This window comes from Nocardiopsis dassonvillei (assembly GCF_964273065.1).
Lineage (GTDB): Bacteria > Actinomycetota > Actinomycetes > Streptosporangiales > Streptosporangiaceae > Nocardiopsis > Nocardiopsis dassonvillei_B.
The window spans coordinates 2796924-2813625 of the sequence record NZ_OZ186815.1; the positions used below are offsets into that span (position 1 = coordinate 2796924).

Annotated in this window: 15 protein-coding genes; 4 read left to right on the forward strand and 11 right to left on the reverse strand. The window is 74.6% G+C overall.

The window, feature by feature from the left end:
* The first annotated feature begins 52 nt into the window (after positions 1-52).
* Positions 53-946: a hypothetical protein gene (locus tag ACSUPR_RS12260; protein ID WP_436891381.1), complete on the forward strand. Its 894-nt coding sequence runs from the start codon at positions 53-55 to the stop codon at positions 944-946.
* Between the two features lie 40 nt (positions 947-986).
* Positions 987-1490 carry a GNAT family N-acetyltransferase gene (locus ACSUPR_RS12265; RefSeq protein ID WP_436891383.1) on the forward strand — a complete coding sequence of 168 codons (504 nt, stop codon included), beginning with the start codon at positions 987-989 and terminating at the stop codon, positions 1488-1490.
* Between the two features lie 20 nt (positions 1491-1510).
* Here the strand turns inward: ACSUPR_RS12265 and ACSUPR_RS12270 are convergent, their stop codons facing one another.
* The 5 genes from ACSUPR_RS12270 to ACSUPR_RS12290 form a co-directional block, all read right to left on the reverse strand.
* Positions 1511-2560, reverse strand: a complete 1050-nt coding sequence (locus tag ACSUPR_RS12270; RefSeq protein WP_436891384.1) for a fatty acid desaturase family protein — start codon at positions 2558-2560, stop codon at positions 1511-1513.
* Positions 2557-3564, reverse strand: coding sequence for a DUF5994 family protein (locus ACSUPR_RS12275; RefSeq protein ID WP_436891386.1), 1008 nt, complete (start codon positions 3562-3564; stop codon positions 2557-2559). Before ACSUPR_RS12275 ends, ACSUPR_RS12270 begins: the two co-directional genes overlap by 4 nt.
* 172 nt (positions 3565-3736) lie before the next feature.
* Positions 3737-5920 carry a PrsW family intramembrane metalloprotease gene (locus ACSUPR_RS12280; RefSeq protein WP_436891387.1) on the reverse strand — a complete coding sequence of 728 codons (2184 nt, stop codon included), beginning with the start codon at positions 5918-5920 and terminating at the stop codon, positions 3737-3739.
* A 108-nt stretch (positions 5921-6028) separates the two neighbouring features.
* Positions 6029-7450 (reverse strand): isoprenylcysteine carboxylmethyltransferase family protein, encoded by a 1422-nt coding sequence (locus tag ACSUPR_RS12285; RefSeq protein ID WP_436891389.1) that lies wholly within the window; start codon positions 7448-7450, stop codon positions 6029-6031.
* On the reverse strand, positions 7447-8364 hold the full coding sequence (locus ACSUPR_RS12290; RefSeq protein ID WP_436891986.1) for a hypothetical protein: 918 nt from the start codon (positions 8362-8364) through the stop codon (positions 7447-7449). Before ACSUPR_RS12290 ends, ACSUPR_RS12285 begins: the two co-directional genes overlap by 4 nt.
* A 154-nt stretch (positions 8365-8518) precedes the next feature.
* Here ACSUPR_RS12290 and ACSUPR_RS12295 point away from each other — a divergent pair, with 154 nt between their 5' ends.
* Entirely contained in the window at positions 8519-9196 is a 678-nt protein-coding gene (locus ACSUPR_RS12295) for a TetR family transcriptional regulator (RefSeq protein ID WP_436891390.1), read from the forward strand.
* A 220-nt stretch (positions 9197-9416) separates the two neighbouring features.
* Positions 9417-9914 carry an NUDIX domain-containing protein gene (locus ACSUPR_RS12300; RefSeq protein ID WP_436891391.1) on the forward strand — a complete coding sequence of 166 codons (498 nt, stop codon included), beginning with the start codon at positions 9417-9419 and terminating at the stop codon, positions 9912-9914.
* A 147-nt stretch (positions 9915-10061) separates the two neighbouring features.
* Here the strand turns inward: ACSUPR_RS12300 and ACSUPR_RS12305 are convergent, their stop codons facing one another.
* The 6 genes from ACSUPR_RS12305 to ACSUPR_RS12330 form a co-directional block, all read right to left on the reverse strand.
* On the reverse strand, positions 10062-11132 hold the full coding sequence (locus ACSUPR_RS12305) for a hypothetical protein (RefSeq protein WP_436891392.1): 1071 nt from the start codon (positions 11130-11132) through the stop codon (positions 10062-10064).
* Entirely contained in the window at positions 11129-12172 is a 1044-nt protein-coding gene (locus tag ACSUPR_RS12310) for a hypothetical protein (protein WP_436891394.1), read from the reverse strand. The genes ACSUPR_RS12305 and ACSUPR_RS12310 overlap by 4 nt, the downstream gene beginning before the upstream one ends.
* A 6-nt stretch (positions 12173-12178) precedes the next feature.
* The gene (locus ACSUPR_RS12315; RefSeq protein ID WP_436891395.1) at positions 12179-13237 is read right to left on the reverse strand and encodes a hypothetical protein; all 1059 of its coding nucleotides are present in this window, start codon (positions 13235-13237) and stop codon (positions 12179-12181) included.
* Positions 13234-14346, reverse strand: a complete 1113-nt coding sequence (locus tag ACSUPR_RS12320) for a hypothetical protein (protein ID WP_436891397.1) — start codon at positions 14344-14346, stop codon at positions 13234-13236. The genes ACSUPR_RS12315 and ACSUPR_RS12320 overlap by 4 nt, the downstream gene beginning before the upstream one ends.
* Positions 14343-15425, reverse strand: a complete 1083-nt coding sequence (locus ACSUPR_RS12325) for a hypothetical protein (protein ID WP_436891398.1) — start codon at positions 15423-15425, stop codon at positions 14343-14345. The genes ACSUPR_RS12320 and ACSUPR_RS12325 overlap by 4 nt, the downstream gene beginning before the upstream one ends.
* A gap of 169 nt (positions 15426-15594) precedes the next feature.
* Positions 15595-16650 carry a hypothetical protein gene (locus ACSUPR_RS12330; RefSeq protein ID WP_436891400.1) on the reverse strand — a complete coding sequence of 352 codons (1056 nt, stop codon included), beginning with the start codon at positions 16648-16650 and terminating at the stop codon, positions 15595-15597.
* Positions 16651-16702: the final 52 nt, after the last annotated feature.

Genomic DNA, 16702 nt, shown 5'->3' on the forward strand with positions numbered 1-16702 from the left:
GGAAATTTCTGAACCTGCTGCGCGCATGGCGAAGGGCGTCGAGGATCGGTGTGTGAAGACTGACCTTGACGCCCTTCTGACAGCACTCTACGTCCATCTGGACGACCACGTGATCCCTTCGGCGAACCGGCGCCGCGGCCCGGGCCGTCCCCGGCTGCTCACCGACGCCGAACTCGTCTGTGTCGCCATCGCCCAGGTCCTGCTCAGGTGTGATTCCGAACGGCACTGGATGCGCGCCGCACCCGCCCGGATCGGGCACCTGTTCCCCCGCCTGCCCGGCCAGTCCGAGTACAACCGCCACCTGCGCGAGGCGGCCCCGGTCCTGTTCACCGTGGCGTCGTGGCTGGCCCGCGCCGTCCCGACCTGGTGGGAGGGGTTGCGGTTGATGGACGGCACCCCGGTGCGGTGCGGGGCCTCCAAGGTCACGGTGGACCGCTCCGGCCTGGGCGAGGTGTGCGGGTACGGGCGGGATGTGTCCCACCACGCGTTCTACTGGGGTGCCAAGCTCATGCTCATCACCACCCCGGAGGGGTCGGTGTGCGCGTTCTCCCTGGCCCACCCCAAGGAGCTGGACGAACGCAAACAGGCCCTGCACCTGCTGCACGTCCAACAGTGTGCTCCGGGGCCGGCGGTGATCGTGTGCGACAAGGGCTTCGCCGGGGTCGGTATCGAGACGGCGGCCGCTGATCTGGGGTTTCCCCTGGTGCGTCCGGCGCTGAGGAGCGAGATCGATGACGGCCGGTTCCCGGGCTGGCTGCGCCAGCGGATCGAAGCGATCATCTGGACGTTGAAGAACCAGCTCGGTCTGGAGCGCCACGCCGCTCGCACCACCGAAGGGCTGTGGGCGCGTGTGTGCCAGCGCATCGCGGCGCTCAACGCCGCGATCTGGCACAACTGGCTGGTGGGCGCCCCGGTCAAGCGGTCGTTGATCGCCTACGACCACTGACCAGGGCACATTTTCCCATCAACGATCTAGGGTTCCGGGCATGAAACTCAGACCAGGCGGCCCCGACGACCTCTCCACCGTCCTCGGCATGCTCGACTCCGCCGTCGAATGGCTCGTATCGAACAACCGGACCGGGCAGTGGGGCACCGAGCCCTGGTCCTCCCGCCCCAAGGCCGTCGCACGCATCGAGAAGATGCTCGCGGAGGGGGAGCCCTGGATCGCCGAGGTCGACGGCGAGCCCGCGGGCACCCTCGTCCTCGACACGGCCCCCGGTCCCGAGGTCCCGCCCGCCGACGAACCCGAGGTCTACGTCCGCCTCCTGGTCACCGACCGCCGCTTCGCGGGCCGCGGGGTCGGCTCCACCCTCCTGGAGCACGCAGCCGAGGAGACCCGCCGGCGGAACGTCGACCTCCTCCGCGTCGACTGCTTCGCGGGGAGCGGGGGCCGCCTCGTCGCCTACTACACCGGGCAGGGCTTCACCCCCACCGAGACCTTCACCGTCGGCGACTGGCACGGCCAGGTCCTGGCCATGCGCGTCGGCTGAGGGCCCGGCCGCCGCGGACCTCAGTACTCCAGCTCCGGCCGCAGCGGCCCGCCCACCCGGTGCAGGTGTCCCAGCACCTCCGCATAGGACCGGAACAGCCCCGTCTCGTGGTACGCCAGCCCGATCCGCTCGCACGCGGCGCGTACCAGCGGCTGCGCCCGCCGCAGGTTGGGCCTGGGCATCGACGGGAACAGGTGGTGCTCGATCTGGTAGTTCAGCCCGCCCAGCACCAGGTCGACCACCACCCCTCCCCTGATGTTCCGCGAGGTGAGCACCTGTCTCCGCAGGAACCCCGTCCTCTCCCCCGCCGCCACCACCGGCATCCCCTTGTGGTTCGGGGCGAACGAACACCCCATGTACAGCCCGAACACCCCCTGGTGCACCAGCACGAAGCACAGCGCCTGCAACGGCGTCAGGACCACCAGCACGACCGCCAGGTACCCGCCGAAGTGCACCGCCAGCAGCGCCCCCTCCGCGATCCGGGTCCGCAGCGGCAGGTCGGTGCGCCGCACGACCCCGACGACCGAGGCCGCGTGCAGGTGGAACGCCTCCAGGAGCAGCATCGGGAAGAACAGCCACGCCTGGCTCCGGGCCAGCCACCTCCCCGGCCCGCGACGGCGCAGCAGGGCCTGCTCCCGGCTGAACGCCAGTGCCGCCCCCGCGATGTCGGGGTCCTTCCCCTCGTGGTTGGGGTGCGCGTGGTGCCGGTCGTGCTTGTCGACCCACCACCCGAACGCCAGCCCCACCAGCAGGTCCCCGTGGATCCATCCGACGACCCGGTTGGCCCGCTCGCCCTCCGCGACCTGCCCGTGCCCGGCGTCGTGCCCGATGAAGGCCGTCTGGGTGAAGAGCAGCCCGAGGACCACGGCCGTCACCATCTGCCACCAGGACGGCCCGATCAGCACGAACGCCGTCCACGCCGCCCCCAGCAGCGACAGTGTGACGGCGATCCGCACCGCGTAGTGGCCCCGGCGCCTGCGCAGCAGCCCGTGTTCGCTCACCTCCCGGGAGAGGACCGCGAAGTCGCTCCCCCGGCGCTGTTCGGGAAAGGCACCGCCGGTACGGGTCATCGAGTCATCGCCTCTCTCACTGTGGTGTGGACGGGCGGGAGTCCGCGCGTCCCGGTGATCTCCAGGACCCGGGCGACCCGCCCCGAGGGCGCGGCCAGCCGGAGGTCGGTCCCCATCCGTTCGGCCCGGGCCCGGACCTCCGCCAGGAGGGAGAGCCCGGCCGCCCCGAAGAAGGCCACGCCGGACAGGTCGACGACCACCTTGTCGTCCCGGTCGCGCAGGACCTCGAACAGCCGGGTCCGGTATCCCGGTGCCGAAGCCAGGTCGATGTCGCCGGAGATCCGGACGAGCGTGCCCCCGGGGTGCGCGTCCCACGAGACCGCGCTGCGGCGCGGGGCGCGGGGGCGCCCCTCCTCCTCGTCGTGGAGCGTGCCGCCCTCGGATTCCCAGTCCGTTTCCGGGGGTGTGCGGGGCGACGGGAACAGGGAGGCCACGTCCACGGCCTCGGTGGCCCGCGTGGTGTCCGCGGACAGGATGGCCAGGTCGAGCGCGGACCAGGCGGCGAACGCCGCCGCGCCGGGCGGTACGACCAGCAGGCGGGTGCGTACGCCGTTGCCGCCGACGGTGACCACGAGGTCGGGCGGCATCTCCAGCGACCAGGAGAGGTGGACGGCGCGGCCGGCCACCGACAGGAGCCCGGGCCTGTGGAACCAGCCGGTCACTCCCAGCTCGACCAGCTGGACGGGGCCCCGCCGGTCGTCGATGGCGAGGATGAGCCCGGGCAGTTCGGCCACGGGGTCACCGGACCTGGGCCACCATCCGCCGTCCAGGACGGCGCCGTGGTGGTGGACGGGATTGAGCCTCAGCCGGGGATCCGATGGAGGTGTCTCGGAGACGGCGGGCGGGTGCGGGGTGAAGGAGGCCATGGCGGACTGCTCGGCGATCCCCGGTCCGGGAGAGCCCTGCTCGTCCCGGTCCGGCTGGAAGCGCGGCGCGAAGGGCGCACCGCGCGCGGCGGGAGAGGGAGCGGGTTCCAGACCCGCACCGAAGTGGCGTGGCGGCACGGAACGGTGATTCCGGATGCTGCCGCGTCGTCACACCCTCGTCCCGGCTCACCGGGCTCTCTCGAAACGGGGCATTCCCCCCGTTCTCTCCCAGACTACGTTCCCCGGCCTCCGCCGCACAGGGGTGCCCGCACCCCTCCCCGCCCGCGGCCGTCCGGCCCGCCTCTCCGGCTCAGCGCACCAGCAGGCGGTCGACGGACCTGGGCAGCAGCAGGCCCGCGAGCCCCACCGCCGCGTAGACCACCTGCCCCGGAGCCAGCATTCCGAGCACCGCACCGCTGTTGGCGGTCGGCGAGCGCAGGAAGTCGCGCACGTGCGGGTGGGCGCGCGGGACACCGTTGCCCGCCACCAGCAGGAACAGCACCGCCCCCGGCAGCAGTCCCGCCCACACCGCGTCGAACGCCGAAAGCCCCGCGTACCAGGCCTGGAACCGCTCCAGGGCCAGCAGCGCGTACCCCGGCTCGCCCACCGGCGCGTACGGCACCGGAGCGGGGGTCGACGCGACCGCCACCGCCACCACCGCCAGCGCCACCGCGGCCGAGCCCGTCATCGCCGTGACCCCGCCCGTGGCCGCCAGTCCCAGCCGCCGCGCCAGTTCCCGCGCGGTCCGCGTCAGCTCCTTCTGCGAGGGGTGGTGCCTCCAGGGCCTGCCCGCCGCCCGGGCCTCCCCCATCGCGTTCGCCCGCCGCTGCCGCAGGAACCGCCACGTGTCCCCCAGCGTCGCCGGCCCCCGCCGCGCCGCGATGGTGCACGCCGCCAGCTCGTGCACGATCATCGCCAGCGTCGTCGTCAGCGTCACCGGCAGCTCCGCCCAGGCCAGTGCCGCCCGGCGGAACCCCGGCGCGATGTCCCCCGGCACCCGCACCCGCATCGCCACCGCGCGCCCGCGCGCCCTCCTGCGCAGCCCCGCCAGCGGCGGCAGGCCCGGCAGCGGCGGGGTGCTCTCCGCCGCCGTCGCGATCAGCCGGTAGTCCAGCGCCACCGCGCACACCATCAGCACCACCAGGAAGAACGGCGTCAGCGCTCCCCCGCCCAGCACCCCCAGCACCGCGCCCGAGGCCGGGTGCAGTGCCGCCCCCGCCAGGAGCGCGTTCAGGTTCAGGTGCTCCAGGAACGCCAGCAGCACGGCCAGCGGCGGCAGCACCCACAGCCACCGCCCCCGCCCCACGACCGCCAGCCCCAGCGCCGCCCCCACGAGTCCCGTGGTCACCGCGTGCCCCGAGAACACCGCGACCATGGCCCCGGTCCCCCGGTCCATGACCTCGCTGCCGCCCGGCAGGAACCAACCGCCGCCCCCCGGGCCGCCCCCGGCCGTGCCCACCGTGAGCGCGGTGACCAGGTGCTCGGCCAGCTGGAATCCCGCACCCGACGCCGCCGCCAGCAGTGCGAAGTCCACCGCCGCCAGCCGCCGCGCCCGGCGCAGCGCCACCAGCGGCAGCAGGCCCAGCGGCAGCAGCTTCCCGATCTCCTCCACCGTCACCGCCACGTAGGTGTACGGCACGACGTCATAGGCGTCCGCCCCCAGCGCCCCGGCCACCGCCCGTTCGACCAGGGCCAGAGGCCCCAGCAGCAGCGCACCCAGCGCCGCGACCCGCAGCAGCGACGCGAAGGCCACGGTCCGGGACCGGGCGACCAGGGCCAGCTGGAACAGCACGGCGAAGAGCGTGACCAGCACCGGCAGCACCGGGGCCGCGACCGCGGAGAGCGCCGCCGGCGCGATGGCCACCACCGCCAGGGCCGTCCACCCCGCCGCGCCGCGCAGCGCCCGCAGTCCGCCCGCGGCCCTCCCGCGCCGGAACCGGTCGCCCCCGGTGGCCACCCGCTCGTACAGGTCGGGCCCCGGAGCACGCTTCGGCCCCGTGTCCGCGCACCGGTACAGCGCCGCCGCCCGCACCAGGTCCGGGGTCTTCTCGATCTCTGCCCGCGACGCGAAGTGCGCCCGCGCCTGGGGGATGTCCGCCCCCACCAGCTCGCGCACGAAGTCCGCGGGCCCCGCCGCCACCGTCAGGTCGTCGGCGGTGATGAGCACCGCCGCGGAGAAGTCCTCCACGCACACCAGGAAGTCGGTGGGCTCGGGCCCCCACCCCCGCACCAGGTCGATGAGGGTGTCGGTGTGCAGCGGGATCTCGGTGACGGGCTCGTAGGAGAACTCGGGCCGGGTGCGGCACACCAGCAGCCGCTCCACCCCCATGGACCGGCCCGCCGCGATGACCGCGCGCACGAGGTTGCGGTCGCGGGGCACGAGGAACGGCGTGGTGACCTTGCCGTCGGCCCGGATCCAGTGCGGGTCGAGCTCGGTGGCTCCGGCACAGACGCGCAGGACCAGGTCCCGCGCGAGCATGGCCTGCTCTTCCATGTGGGGTCCTCGGCCGTCGGGGGGTAAACAGGTCGGGGCCGGAGCGTTCCGGGAGTACGCCCCGGAACGCTCCGGCCCGACCGAGCATAACGGCGGGGCCCCGGCCCGTCAGGGGGCGGGATCGGACGACGCGGAGGGCCCGCGGGCACCGGAGGGCGCGTACCGCTCGGGGGCCCCACCGGTCTCGAGGCGCACCACGGTCCCGGGCGGCACGGAGACCTCGGCACCGGGCGGTACGGGGACCTCGGCACCGGGCGGCGCGGCCGCCGCCCCGGGCTCCCGGGCGGGGCGCGGTCCGGCCCCGAAGGCGTCGGCGGACAGCTGCGCGAAGTGCCGCACCACCGGCAGCTCCAGGGCCCACCCGGTGAACGCCCACCCCAGGTTCAGGTGGTCCAGCGCCCGGGCCAGGGCGGCCACCCCGCTCCAGCGGACCCCCTCCGGGTTCTCGTAGGTGAGCCGGTACAGGACCTCGGGATGCTCGTGGGCGTCCCGGATCTCCAGGGCGACCGGGGACCGCGCCTCGATCCACGCGCGCAGGCCCTGGCACAGGGAGCAGTCGGCGGCCACGTACAGCGTCCCGGGCGCGCGGTACGGCCAGGGCCGCCACCGGGGCAGCCAGGCCCGCACCCCCGAGCGGTAGCGCTCCCACTCCGGCCCGAAGGACTCGCGCAGCCGGTCGCCCTCGTGCCAGGCCGCGAACCCGGCGCCGTAGGCGAACGCGACGAGGGCCCCGTACAGCGGCCGGGGGTCGGCGAGGACCGCGGCCAGGACCAGGTAGACGGCGACGATGGTGGTCTGCATGGGGTTGCTCAGGTAGGCGTAGGGGCCGCTGGTGACCAGCCGCCGCGGCGGGTCGTAGGGCAGCGGGGTGCCGCCGCCGACCCGGGCGAACTCTCGGGCGGCGGCCAGCCCCGGCAGGGCGGCGAACCCCAGGAGCTGGAGGGCCACCGGGATCCCGCCGGGCACGGCCGCCCCGTCGCCGGGCAGGATGCCCAGGGCGGTGAGCGGCAGCACCACCATCAGCCCGAAGGAGAGCACCGCCTGCGCCCACATGCGCGCCTGCACCGCACGCCCCTCGCGGGTCCAGTGGGCGAGCATCAGGGCGGGGATCAGGCACAGCGCCGATCCGGTGAACTCGCCGAGCAGCCAGGTGCCGTGCAGCACGACGACGGGTTCGGCCAGCGGCATGGCGATGATGTCGGCCCACACCAGCAGCGCGGTGAGCAGCGGGACCGGCAGGAACCGCAGCAGCACCGCGGGCAGGGCGCCCCACAGCAGCGCCCAGGCCAGCAGCAGGTCGACGGGGATGTCCGCCCACACGGCGCCCTCGGCGTGGAAGGACCACCAGCCCGCGTGCAGCGCGTAGAGGTTGAGCGGGATGAGGGTGAGCAGCGCCCAGGCGGTGGAGACGATCATGGCGGCGGTCTCGCGCGGCCGGGGCGCCCGCCACAGGCACAGGCCCACGAGCGGCAGGACCGGCACGAGCAGGCCCACGCCGCGGACGAGGAGGGCGGGGAGTTCGGGGTTCACCGCCCGGCCCCCGCCGCGGCCGCACCGCTGCCCGCCACGGGAGCCGCCCCTGCCCCGGCGGTGAAGGTGTCGGCGAGGTAGGCGGCGGCCAGGTCTGTGGCGTAGGCCTGGATCGGCCCGAAGTACCAGGAGGGCTCGTAGGTCCGGTCGTAGTCGACGGCCCAGCTCATCCGGGTCCCCTCCCCCTCGGCGGTCCAGGTGGCGGTGGCGCGGTGCATGTCCATCCACTTGGCGAACGCGGCGTCCTCGGTGATCTCGAACACGACCCGGCCGCCGTCGGCGCGGACCTCGCTCTCGACGATCTCCAGCTCCATGTGGCGGGGGGTGGGCTCGGAGCCGATCTGGGGGATGACGCGCGGGGTGAACTCGATGCGGCGGGTGTCGCCGACCTCCAGGCCGGCGCCGGTGGCGGAGACCGGCTCGGGGAAGGGGACGGCGCGCAGGAACGCCGCCTCGAAGGGGGCGTAGGCGGGCGGGGCGGCCAGGGCGGCGGCGACCTCGGCGGGTGTCGCGCCGGTGTACGCGTCGCCCTCGCCCCGGTCGGCGCGGGGCAGGAGGGAGACCCCGGCGACGCCCTCCAGGGTGAGGGCGAACAGCAGCGGGACGGCGAAGAGGGCCTGCTGGGAGCGGGGGCCGCCGCGGGCGATGGAGGTGGCGACGGCGGTGACGATGGCGACCACCCCGTAGAGCAGGGGCGCGGCGATGATCAGGCACACCATGCCCTCGCCCAGGAAGAAGGCGGACACGGCGAGGACGACGGTGAGCGCCGCCATGGAGACGCCCATGGTGCTCTTGGGGCGGGCGGTGAACACCACGAGCAGGGCGATGCCCGCGGGCAGGCCCATGTAGAAGAGGGCGGTCTGGTCGAGTCCTCCCCAGTGGGTCATCCGGAGGGCGACGACGGCCGCCAGCATGACCAGGACCAGGGCCGCGAGCAGCCAGCGGGACCTGCTGGCCAGGGGGTTGTCGGACACGACGGACTCCTTCATCGATCGGTTGAATCAACCGGTTTAATCACTCGATTAAACCGTATGATGAAGAAAACGGGAAGCGGCGGAGGGCGAGGGCATGGCCAAGAGCGGCGGCACGGGACGGCGGAGCAGCGAGGAGACCCGGGAGAGGCTGGTCTCGGCGGCCGCGGAGACGCTCCGCGAGGAGGGCTACGCCGGGGCGTCGGCCCGGGCGATCGCCGCGCGGGCGGAGGCGAACTCGGCGCTGGTCTTCTACCACTTCGGCGGCGTCGACCAGCTGCTGCTGGCCGCGCTGGACCGCTCCAGCGCCGAGCGGATGGCCATGTACCGGGAGCTCACCGCCCCGGCGCGCACCCTGGAGGAGCTGGTGGAGGCGGCCGTGCGCATCTACCGCACCGATCTGGAGCGCGGGTACATCACCGAGTTCTCCGAGCTGGTGGCCGCGGCGGTCACCAAACCCGAGCTGCGCGACGAGATCCGCGACCGCGCCGAGCCGTGGATCGCGTTCATCGAGCAGGAGTGGGAGCGCGTGCTGGGCGGGTCCCCGCTGGCCCGGCTGCTGCCCGCCCGGGAGGTGGCCTACGGGGCGATCACGTTCTACCTGGGGGTCAACCTGTTCTCGGTGCTGGACGAGGACCACTCGCGCACCGAGGGGGTGTTCGAGCTGGCGGGGCGGCTGGCCCCGCGGGCCAAGCTGCTCACCCTGCGGCTGCCGCGCCGGGGGCGGGGGGCCGAGGAGCCCGCCGGGGACGCCGGGGACGAGGAGGCCCCGTGACCCGTGGGGCCGTGCGGCCGGGCTCCCGTCCTCCGCGGCCGCGGTCCGGCCGGGGCGCCACGGTGGACCGGCGCCCGGCCCACGGGTCGAGGGCGGACGCCGAGGCGCCCCGGAGAACCGGATCGTCCCCGGGGACGAGGGCACAGATCATCCACAAGGCCGAGGCCGGCGCCACCGGGAAACCGTAGGGTGGTGCCCGTAGCCGAGCACGGGAGGGCCCATGACGCACGGCATCGACGACATCGACGTGGCACCGGGGATCGTGTTCCCCGACACCTCCGACGGACGCACCCACGTGGCGGGCGCGATCATCGCCGCCCCGGACGGGCGGATCTTCGCCCAGCGGCGGTCCCCGGACCGCAAGGTGTTCCCGCACTGCTGGGACATCGTCGGCGGGCACGTCGAGCCCGGTGAGACCATGCTGGCCGGCCTGGTCCGCGAGGTGGAGGAGGAGACCGGCTGGCGGCTGCGCCGGGTGGAGGCCGAGCTGTTCCGCATCGACTGGGACCCGGGCGACGGGGTCACCCGGCACGAGGTGGACTACCTGGTGCGGGTGGACGGCGACCTGGACGCGCCACGCCTGGAGGTCGGCAAGCACACCGAGTTCATGTGGGTGGACGAGGAGAGGCTTCCGCTGCTGCGCGACGCCCGCGACCCGGGCGACTACTTCATCACCGACATCGTCAAACTCGGCCTGGACGCCGCCCGACCAGAGTGACCCGCGGCCCTTCCCGGGCCGGACCCACGCCGAGGCGGACGGGGCCGCGCCATCCGAACGGAATGATCCGCGGCCCCGGCCGGAGCGGACCCGCTCCACGGCAGGCCGGGTCACGCCGCCCGGAACCGTGCCCGCCCCCGGGCGGGGTCACTCGGCGATCCGCACGTCGGTGGGGTCCTCGGGATCCCACTCCACGGGGACACCGCCCCGGACGTAGCGGCCCGGGACCTCCTCGACGTAGGACAGGCCGTCGGCCTCGTACCTGAGGGTGAGATAGCTGGCGCACCCGCCCCGGCCCCGCGCCTCACAGCGCACGTCGACGACCTCGGCGGTGCCCGCCTCCCTGTGCTCCGGGCGGCCGATCCATGGAGCGGCGACGCCCCAGACCATCGCGGCCGCGAACACCGCCAGCGCCGGGAGCCAGAACCAGCCGGGGCTCAGCAGGCGGAACGGCCGCGGCGGCCGTGGAGCGGGTACGCGTTCGGCCCACCGGTATGCGGCGCGGACCGCCACCGTCCCGGCCCCGACCACGCACACCGTCGCGGGCACCAGCGGGATGAGCCCCTCGGGGGCGACGGCCAGGCCGGACACGTCGCCCAGCGCCACGGGGAGCGCGGTGAGGGCCGCGGCCATCGCGAGCAGCGCGGCCGCCCCCAGCGCCGGGCGGATCGGGGCGCGGCGGTTCCAGCCGCCCGGGTCGGGGCCCTTGACGTGGGTCTTCGCCCGCCGCCAGGCCCAACCGCCGCGGATGCCCGTGGGCGCCCACCGGGCGTGCACGGCACCCGCGGCCGCGAACGCGGGCAGGAGCGCCCACCAGGGGGCCCACCGGTGGTCGGCCAGCGCCACCGCGTCGGGGCGGTCCGCCAGATGGCGGGCCGCGACCTCGCGGGGGTCGCCGTGCCGGTACCCGCCGTGGGCGACGGCGGTGACCTCCTCCCCCTCGGCGGTGGTGAAGGCGACCACGGGGTCGCCGTGGCGGACCTCCACGACGGTCGCGGCGACGGTGCGGCCGTGGTACTCGAACGCCGTCCGGCGGACGAGTTCGGCGGCGGCGAGGTACACGGCGCAGCCGAGCAGCCCGCCCAGGGCCACGACGGCCGCGAAGGCGAGGAAGGGGTGCGCCCGGGGGCCGCGCGGATGCCACATGGGCAGGCCGCGCTCCCGCTTGAGGCGTTCGAGGAAGGCGACCAGTACCTCCCGGTCCGGGTCCGCGGTCACCGTGCCCACCTCACGAATTCGGGCCGGGCCGCCGACCACTCCACCTCGGCGAAGCGCTCGGAGCGCAGCCGCTCCGCGTCCTCGCAGGAGACGCCGACGCCGGTCCGGTAGGGCAGGTCGGCGACCGTGTAGTACAGCTCGGCCTCGGCCCGGCAGCCGCCGCGCACGTCCCGCTCACGGACCTCGGCCACCAGGGCCGTCCCGGACCCGGTGGCGGCCATGGCCCGGTGCTCCCGGTACAGGCTCCACGCCCACCCGCCCGCCGCTCCCGCCCCGGCCAGGAGCAGGGCGCCGACCAGGAGCGCCGACGAGACCCGCGCGGGAAGGGTGCGCACGGGGTCGGGGACCGTGCGGACGGGGGCGCGGTCGGCGTAGTGCAGCAGGGCCCGCACCGCCAGGAGGACCCCGGCAGGCAGCAGCAGCCAGGCGGCGGTGAACAGTGCGAACGCACCCAGGTCCGGGGAGTCCGGACCTGCCGCGCTCCGGAGCAGGCCCCACCCGGCGAACAGGGTTCCGGCCGCGGTGCACAGGGCGCCGGGGACCGCCCGTGCCAGGACCGGCCGCCACAGCGCGGCGCCCCGGTCCCGGTCGGACCGGCGGTGGCGGCGACGGCGGCTCGGGGCGGGGCGGCGACGGCGCCCGTTCCAGGCGGCGCGCAGCCCGGCGGGACCCCAGAGCGCGGGGACGGCGAGGCAGATGAGGACGGCGAGCACGACGAACGGCCACGGTGAGAAGTGGCCGTCCAGCGCCGCCGCCTCGGGCAGGAGGGGGACGTGCCGCACGGTCACGTCCAGCGGATCCCCCGGGGTGTGCGCGCCGTGGGCGAGCGCCTCCACGGGCTCGGGCCCGCCGGCGTCCACCAGCACCACCGGCGTCCCGTCATGGACGGCCGTGATGCGCGCGGGCGCGGGGACGAACGCGAACCAGCGCACCACCCAGGGCGCGGCCCATGCCGTGAGCAGGCCGGGCAGCAGGGCCGCCAGGGGCGTCCACAGCAGCCAGGACCGGTCGGGACGCGGGCTCGGGGGTCGGCGCTTCACGGTCCCTCATCTCAACCGGACGTTGCCGGGATCGTCGGCATCCCAGACGACACCGACGGTGTCGTCCTCCAACAGCCCCTCACCCAGGGCACGGCCCGCGCCGACACTGCGGTAGTGGGTGAGGCCGTCCACCTCGTAGCGGATGTCCAGCCGGAACCCACTGCCCCGGGAACCGGCGTCCAGCACCTCCGCGGTACCCGGCACGGGGTCGGCCATGGGCTCGGGGTACTCCGACCAGGCCACCGCGACGAGGGCGGCGGCCGTGAACAGCACCAGGAGCGCCCGGGCGCTGCCCACGGGCAGCAGCCGGAAGGGGCGGGGGAAGCGTCCGACCGGACGGTCCTCGGCGTAGCGGTGAACGACCCGGATCAGCGCGACCAGGGCACAGAACAGGAGCACGGGCACCGGAAGGAGCAGCCGGTGCGCCTCCTCGACCAGGAGCTCCGTGCGGTCCACCGACAGCACGGCCACCACGGGGACGGCCGCGAGCACGGTCAGGACGACGGCGGCGGCCGCCAGCGGGACAAGGCGACGGGGGCGTCGCGCCGGGCCCTGCACATGGACCCGGAACCGGCGCACGAACCAGCCGGCACGCAGGCCCGACCGGTGGTGGAGCGAGAACAGCACCGCCGGAAAGGCGAGGAGGAGCAGCGCAAGCGCTCCTCCGAACCCCGGCTCGTGGTCGGCGACCTGCGCGAGGGCGGGGTCGTCGGCAAGGTGGAGAACGGTGACGGCATGCTCGGGGTGGGGGCGGTACTCGCCGTCGGCCCAGGTGACCACGGAGTTCCCCGTAGGGGTCGTGAACTCGACCTTCACGCGACCGTCGGCGGTCTCCAACGCGGTGGCCCGCACCGGAACGCCCTCTGCGGCGAAGACGGCGCGCTGGAGCGCGTCCCCGGCCGAGAAGACGAGCACCGCCCCGCACACCAGACCGAGGCCCAGTACCAGCGGCACGACCAGGGCGAGGAAGGCCCAGCCGCTCATGGGACTGTCGGTTCTACGGACGCGGTGCTCGGGCAGGAGCCGTTCGAGGAGGTCCACATGCGCCTGACCGGGTGCGTTCACGGAACCCACCGCACGTGTTCGGGGGCGGCGGCGGACCACCGCACACTGATCTCGCCCACCGCCTCCAGCACCGGCAGGTCCTCGCACCCCACTTCCAGGGTCGTCCGGTAGGGAAGCTCCGCGACCGTGTACTCCGCCAGCGCCCGGCCCAAGCACTCCCCGCTACGGGACTCGGCGGTCCAGACGGCGGTCACCTCGGCGGTACCCGTCTCGGCCGGAGCGGCGGGCGGCCGCACCCCCACGAGCGCGACGACTCCGCCCACGAGCCCGATGACCAGCGCGGCAGCCCGGAGTACCAGCACGACCCCGCGCGGGAGCACCCGGACGCGTGCCGGAGGGCGGACCCTCACCGGTGCGCGTTCCGCGTACCGGTACAGGGCGTGGACCGCGAGTAGGGCACCGGCGGGGACCAGCAACCAGGCGAGGCAGACCAGCAGGAGGGGACCCGTGACCGCCCACCCCGTGGAAACGCCGCCGAGAGCACTCCCGAACACCCCCGCTGCCACACCGGCGGTCAGGCACGCAGCGGCCCCGCCCGCACGCAGCGAGACCGGGACCAGGAGCTCGGCGCCCTGAACCCGCCCGCGGCGGGGATGAGCCCGCCGTCTGCGCAGCCATGAGGCGCGCAGGCCTTTCGGAGCCCACACCGCCAGAACGGCCAGGCAGAGCAGGACCGCCAGGGCGACGAGGAACCCCAGCGGGACATGGTCCCCCATGACCGAGGCCTCGGGCACGAACGGGGGGTGCCGAACGGAGACCTCCAGGGGCTCACCCGGTGTGTGGGAGCCGTGGGCCACGACCCGGAGGGGCTCCCCGGAGCCGCCGTCGACCACCACGACCGGGTTCCCCTCCTCCACGGCCACGATCCGGCCCGGCTGCGGCACCACGGCGAACCAGCGTCCGACCCACGGGGTGAAGGCGAACGTCAGGGTGCCCAGGACCGCCGCGAACCCGAGTGCGTAGGCCCCGAGGGTCAGAGCCTCCCGAAACGACAGCAGCTTCCGCAGCTCACCGGCCTGCGCCCGCAGGACCTCGCGGGCCGGGCGCGATGGCGGCTCCGGGCGGGGGCCGCCGGATCCTCCTCGGGGGCGCTTGCGCCTTCGGCTCACGGGGCGCCCTCGACCCGGACGAGGCTCGGGTCGTCGGCGTCCCAGGCCACCAGGGCCTCGTCGCCGGGGGCGAAGTCGAAACCCACGTCGTCCGTGGTCTGGGTGTAGCGCAGCCCGTCGACCTCGTACTCCAGCGCGACCAGGTCACGGCAGCCCCGGGCGTTGCCGACCACGTCACCGCAGCCGGCGGCGAGCACCGTCGCGGTGCCCTCCTCGGGGGTCTCCACGTCGGTCGCCGTGGACACGAACACCAGCAGGATGATCGGCGCCGTGCAGGCCGCTCCGAGGAGCGCCATGTAGAAACCGCTCCGGAACAGCCGGGGCGGGACCGGCTCGCGCCCGGCGGGGACGCGCTCCAGGTAACGCAGCCGACCCTGGAAGAGCATGTCGAGGCCGGGCGGGAGCAGCGCCGAGCCGACCACACCGAGCACGGGGAACAGCTGACCGTCGTCCCAGGTGTCGAACCCGTACAGGGAAGTCGCGATAAGGACCAGGGCGCAGACCGTGAAGACGGTCCCGGAGACCGCCCAGAGGACCACCGGCGGGCTGAACGCCCCCTCCGGCGCGCGGCCGCGCTCCCGTGCTCGGACCCGGGCCCGGTAGGCCTGGGCGCGCGGCCCGTTCGGGTGCCGCAGCAAGAGGAACACGGCGACCGGCACGAGGGGGACCGCGAAGAGGAGCGGGGGCACCCACAGGGCATCACCGACCATCGCCTCCCAGGGGTCTTCGGGCAGGTAGCGGACCGTGACGTCGAGGGGGTCGCCGTGCCGGTACTCGCCCCGCGCGATGGCGGTGACCTCGGTCCCGTCGGCGGCGGTGAACGCGACCACGGGCCGCCCCCGGTCGATCTCGACGACGGTGCCGGGGGCGGTCGCCGATGCGGTCTCGTAGTCCAGGCGGGTGAGCACGTCCCCGATGCCGAGGGCGGAGAGGAGCACGACCGCGAAGCCGAGGAAGGGCATGAAGATGAAGATCCGGGCGATCGTCGCACCCGGCTTGGGGGCCTCGTCCACGGGGGTCGGGTGGGGGTTCAGGGGTCGCCTCCTCGTCCGCGCGGTCGGAAGCAGGGGGTGGTGCATCCGTTTCGTCCTTTTCATGGACGCACCGGTGATCGGAACGGTTTCCCTCCCGTTCAGGAAACCCCTGGGGCCACAGGGGTACCGCTCCCGCCGACCGGCGGCCGGACCCCGGAAGCGAGGAACCAGGACCGGCGGCCGGTGCGGCGCTGTCCGCCCCCGCTCCCCCGGATCACAGCGGGCCCTCCAGCAGGACCAGGCTCGGGTCCTCGGCGTCCCAGACCACGCGCACCTCCTCGCCGGGTTCCAGGTCCAGGCCCAGCATGTCGGCGGTAGCGGTGTGGGGGAGGCCGTCGACCTCGTAGGCGAGCGCCACCCTGTCCTCGCAGCCGCGGCCGTTGCCGATGGTGTCGCCGCAGCCCGCGGCGACCACCGTCGCGGTGCCCTCCTCGGGGTCGTCGACCTCCCCTTCCGCGAAGGCCCAGGCCACGAGCAGCGCCAGCGGGACCACGAGGAAGGCCAGGCCGATCATGACCGCGTACGCCTCCGTGCTCCAGAGCCTGGGAGGAGCCGGAACCGGGCGGGAGGGCCCGCGCTCCAACCGGAGCAGCCTCCCCCGGAACAGCAGGTCCACCCCGGGCGGGAGCAGGGCGGCGCCGACCACCGCCAGTGCGGGGAAGAGGTCGAAGGACCGCCAGGACTCGAAGGCGGCCAGCGATACGACGACCAGCGCCGCCCCGCCGGCGGTGAGGAGCGCGCCCGAAACGAGGAGGAGGGTGGGGCCGGGGGTCCGCTCCGCCGGTTCGGCGCCTGCAAGACCCCGCAGCCGGGCCCGGTACAGGGCCGCTCGGGGACCGTGCGGATGGCGTACCACCAGCAGCACGAGGAGCGGGACCAGCGGGAGGAAGAACAGGATCGGCGGAATCCAGGAGGAGCCGTCCAGCATGGCCTCGGTCGGCCGCTCGGGGAGGTAGCGGACCGTGACGTCTACGGGGTCTCCGCGACGGTGGTCGCCGCGGACCTCGGTGGTGACCTCGGTCCCGTCCTCCGTGATGAAGGCGACGACGGGCCGCCCCTCACGGATCTCCTGGACGGTGCCGGGAGCGGTCGCGGAACCGGTGGCGTAGTGGAGGCGCGCGACGGCATCCCCCACCCCGGAGGACAGGATGAGGGCCGCCAGCAGGCCGAGGAAGGGCAGGACGACACAGGTCCTGAACAGCGAACGCCACCGGGGGCGACCGCCGCGGTGCTCATCGGATCGTCCCTGTGCGCTGGGGGAACGGGTCACCCGGGCTCCTTCCGAGAACACATCGACGCCCTTTTTGTCCTTTTCATGGACG

What these genes read in the sequence shown, in the direction of transcription:
- ACSUPR_RS12325 (WP_436891398.1), bottom strand. Translation starts at nt 15,425, where the DNA reads ATGCACCACCCCCTGCTTCCGACCGCGCGGACGAGGAGGCGACCCCTG.
- ACSUPR_RS12265 (WP_436891383.1), top strand. Translation starts at nt 987, where the DNA reads ATGAAACTCAGACCAGGCGGCCCCGACGACCTCTCCACCGTCCTCGGC.
- ACSUPR_RS12300 (WP_436891391.1), top strand. Translation starts at nt 9,417, where the DNA reads ATGACGCACGGCATCGACGACATCGACGTGGCACCGGGGATCGTGTTC.
- ACSUPR_RS12295 (WP_436891390.1), top strand. Translation starts at nt 8,519, where the DNA reads ATGGCCAAGAGCGGCGGCACGGGACGGCGGAGCAGCGAGGAGACCCGG.
- ACSUPR_RS12270 (WP_436891384.1), bottom strand. Translation starts at nt 2,560, where the DNA reads ATGACCCGTACCGGCGGTGCCTTTCCCGAACAGCGCCGGGGGAGCGAC.
- ACSUPR_RS12280 (WP_436891387.1), bottom strand. Translation starts at nt 5,920, where the DNA reads ATGGAAGAGCAGGCCATGCTCGCGCGGGACCTGGTCCTGCGCGTCTGT.
- ACSUPR_RS12290 (WP_436891986.1), bottom strand. Translation starts at nt 8,364, where the DNA reads ATGCTGGCGGCCGTCGTCGCCCTCCGGATGACCCACTGGGGAGGACTC.